2 protein-coding genes are annotated in these 3,341 nt (G+C 29.8%); one reads left to right on the top strand and one right to left on the bottom strand.

What is annotated here, in order from left to right; translation table 11 throughout:
• On the bottom strand, window positions 1-2,741 hold a 2,741-nt coding region (locus P8M54_RS00400; RefSeq protein WP_300283746.1), incomplete at its 3' end, for a PAS domain S-box protein.
• Between the two features lie 315 nt (window positions 2,742-3,056).
• On the opposite strand from P8M54_RS00400, the gene P8M54_RS00395 reads away from it, so the two are divergent.
• On the top strand, window positions 3,057-3,209 hold the full coding sequence (locus P8M54_RS00395) for a hypothetical protein (RefSeq protein WP_300283744.1): 153 nt from the start codon (window positions 3,057-3,059) through the stop codon (window positions 3,207-3,209).
• Window positions 3,210-3,341 lie beyond the last annotated feature (132 nt).

Here is a 3,341-nt window from a genome sequence, read left to right as displayed (position 1 = left end):
ATACCTTTAGAATCAACATTATCAGTAAATGTTTTATACATACCAAAGATTTTATCACCATTTCGTTTTAAATCAATACCAATTCCGTTGTCGCTAATGCTTAGATAGCTTCTTCCGTCTTCACATGAGTAGATTATATCTACCTCGCATTCACGGTTTTTATCACAATAACGTACAGCATTAGAAATCATATTATATAAAATACTTTCTAGATACGCTGGATTATAGTGAATCTCGGTTTTTTCAGTAATATTCGAATTAACGGTTATTTTGTTAGCTCTAATCTCGTTACGCAAAATAGTTAAAGTATTGTCTATGTAAGGTTTTAATTTAAGTTTTTCTACTACAAGATTCAAATTGGTTTGTATGTTTACGACTTCATTCAAATTGTATAGTGTGTCATTCAACGCATTACTAACTAATTTTAAAAGATCAATTAGTTCATCCTTCTCTTCTGCTGTTTCAGAACATTGAATTAAATCTGTTAAAGAAGTAATGTTGCTAGTGTGCGAGCGCAGGTTGTGCGATACAATGTATGAAAAATTTAACAAACGTTTGTTTTGTTCACTCACTAGGTCAAATGAATCTTTTAAATGCTTTTCAACCTCTTTAGTCTTTGTAATATCAATCATTATCCCTCTCAAGTTAACGATTTTATTATTTTCACAAACGACGGTTACAATATCACGTAACCAAACTATTGTGTTGTCTTTTGCCACCATGCGATACTCAAAGTCATGATCTTCTTTCTGTTCGGTTTTAAATTGACAAAAATCAATAATAGATTCTTTGTCTTCAACATAGATGTGGTCACTCCAAAATGTAGCAGAAGATAGCCATTCCTCAGCAGAATAGCCTAAGATTTCTTCCACTTTTTTACTTACAAATGTAAATTCGAAAGTCTCAGGATTACATTCCCAAACTATACCGTCAACAGTATCAATTAAAGATTGAATTTTCTCTTGTGAATCGCAAATGATCTTATCAGCGCCTTTTCGTTCTGTTATATCTTCATTATATACAATGACTCTTTCTAATGTTTTTTCGTAGCCTCTTATAACATTCCAACGCAAATTTATATTACGATTTTGTTTATTTGAATCTTGGATCACCGTATCTAGTATTAAGGAAGTTTTCTCTTGACATATCGCAACAATCTGGTCAACAAAATCATCAAATGATTTAGAATTGAATAAATTGTTTTTAACGTTTCCTAGCTCCTCCTCATTTTCAACTTTAAACAATTCTAGACACGCTTTATTAACATTAATTGATTTGATTAATAGATGTAATTCGTTTGCAATTGTAGGGTTCGAATGTAAAAACTGCTTGACTTCCTCAGGATCTCTATTAATCAATTTTAGTTTGATTAAAGCTTTTTTCACCTCCGAAAAATCTTCTTCTCTCAAAGGTATTGGTGAATCATAGAATAAGCTTTTAAAATGATTTTCATTTTTAGCAATCAGTTCTTCATTTTCTTTTTTAATGGTAATGTTTTCAACTATTCCTATTACACTAATTTGTTTTTTGTTTTGATTTAGCAGTGGCGTTACACTTAAATTTCCCCAAACTATTTTTCCTTGTTTGGAAAAATATCTTTTCTCCATTGAATACTCAGCAATTTTTCCTTCGTTAAGGTTGTTTGCATTTCTCACATCTTCAATTAAATCATCGGGATGTGTAATTGATTGAAATGTTTTTAGCTTCATTTCTTTTTCAGTGTAGCCAAGCATTTTGCAAAAATAGTTGTTAACCTCAATAAGTTTCCCGCTCTTAAGTTCAACATTAGCAATACCCACAGAGGCTTGATCAAATATAGTTTTAAATTTTATTTCGTTATCTTTTAAACTCAATGCTTGCTTGTTTACAAGAACTTGTAATTGCGTAGATTTCTTTAATAGTAAAACTGTTAAGACACCAAAAACTAAAGCCAATAGTAAACCTAAAATCGTATTAGTGATATAACTAATCAATAAATGATTAGCCTTTTTATCAATAATATATATGTCCCAGTTGCCGTCTGGAATGCTTTTCTTAACGAAATTCCCATTGGTTAGTTGCGTTGTTTGTTTTAAAAAAAAATCTGTTTTACCAGTCGTATTATTTTTTTTAGCTAACTGAAATTCGTATTTATTTTTGTTAATTGAATTGACACTGGCAGCGTCAAGAAATTTATCAAATTTTATAATTACCGCTGAAAATCCCCAGAATTTTTGTTTGATGTAAACCGGCAACCTTCCGATTATTGCCTTTCTGCCTTGCTTCAAATTCAACGGACCAGAAAAATAAATTCTGTCATATTTCATAAATTTTAAAGCATCAATTTTAGTGTGATTTGCTTTAAAGATGTTTAAATTCATTGCGGCCTCATTACCTTTAAGGGGATAGGTATATTTTATTATGCCTTGAGGAACTAGCTGAACAGCGCTAATTGCTGAATTAGATTTGAGTAATTTTTGCCCTATTCCTTCAAAATTCTCTGGAGTCCCTTCGTCATTAATCGTTAGCGCTAGAGTCAGCGCAGTGATGTAAGAGTTTTTTAGAGATTGTTCTATATTTTGGTGGATTGTCTCAAGCGTATTTATTTTTTCTAATCGCTTAAATTCGATGTTAGATACGTATTGCTTTGAGGCCAAAAGAGAGAAAATAATTCCTAGAAAAACAAAAACAATCAATCCTGAGAATTTAGGATTAATAATGTACCAATTTATGAATTTTGGCCAATTTGTTTTTAATTTCATTATCCGGAATTTAAAGATTAAGCTATTAATTTCTCATATTTAAAAATAGGCAAATGTTTTCAAACAATAATCAATAATTGAAATAAATTACGGTTAAATCTTAAATAATCAGTTAAATGTAAAAGTTTTGTAATGCATCTTAAGCGAAAAGTTTACATAAATGTAAAAATGGTTCGTTTTGTGTATTTGTAGATACATTACGTACTTTGTTACAATTGTTAATTAAAAATACCGAACTTTGTAGAAAATAAATTAATCTAATAATTGGCTCTATCCTTATGAGGTGCTATTTAATCAAAATTAATACAAGACAGTATGAGTAGAAATAATGATAGAAATATTAAAAAACACAATGATAAATTACATAAAGCCCAAGATAAAGCTAAATTAGCTAAAGTTACTAGGGCCGAAAAATTAAAACAAATCACAAAGAAGTTTAATGAAACTAAAGCTTCTGAGGAAAATTAAAGCGAATCTATTATGGAAGAAAGTAAATACGACCTTTTAAAACAGAATGTTCAAGAAATTATAGATTTGATTGTTGCTAAAGATATTGAAGAGGCAAATGATAAACTAATCGACGTAAGCGAGCAGTTAGAT

It is taken from the genome of Flavobacterium sp., assembly GCF_029242675.1.
Taxonomy (GTDB): domain Bacteria; phylum Bacteroidota; class Bacteroidia; order Flavobacteriales; family Flavobacteriaceae; genus Flavobacterium.
This window is presented reverse-complemented; position numbering and strand designations above follow the sequence as displayed.